At 75.5% G+C, this 519-nt stretch carries 1 protein-coding gene; it reads right to left on the reverse strand.

Annotated elements, in window-relative coordinates; translation table 11 throughout:
• On the reverse strand, positions 1-519 hold a 519-nt coding region (gene cobA, locus ACI794_RS20760; protein WP_456617268.1), incomplete at both ends, for a uroporphyrinogen-III C-methyltransferase.

Here is a 519-nt window from a genome sequence, read left to right on the forward strand (position 1 = left end):
GGGGGCGGTGTCGACGCCCATGAGGACGACGAGGGTGCCGCGGAGGCGGCCGAGGGCGGGCCAGTCGACGAGGGATGCGGGGTGGTCGGGGGGCAGGTGGCCGGAGACGACGACGAACTCGTGGGTGAGGCCGCGGTGGGTGACGGGGATGCCGGCCAGGGCGGGGACGGCGACGGCGCTGGTGATGCCGGGGACGACCTCGACGGGGATGCCGGCGGCCGTGCAGGCCTGGAGCTCTTCGAAGCCGCGGCCGAAGACGAAGGGGTCCCCGCCCTTGAGGCGGACGACGCGGCGGCCGGCGCGGGCGTGGGTGATGAGGAGGTCGTTGATGGTCTCCTGGGCCATGGAGCGGCCGCGGGGGAGTTTGGCGGCGTCGATGATCTCGACCTCGGGGGGCAGGGAGGCGAGCAGGGGTTGGGGGCCGAGGTGGTCGGCGAGGACGACGTCGGCGGTGGCCAGGGCCTGGCGGCCGCGCACGGTGATCAGCCCGGGGTCACCGGGACCCCCACCCACCAGCAC

The sequence above is a fragment of the Blastococcus sp. SYSU DS0541 genome, from assembly GCF_054050875.1.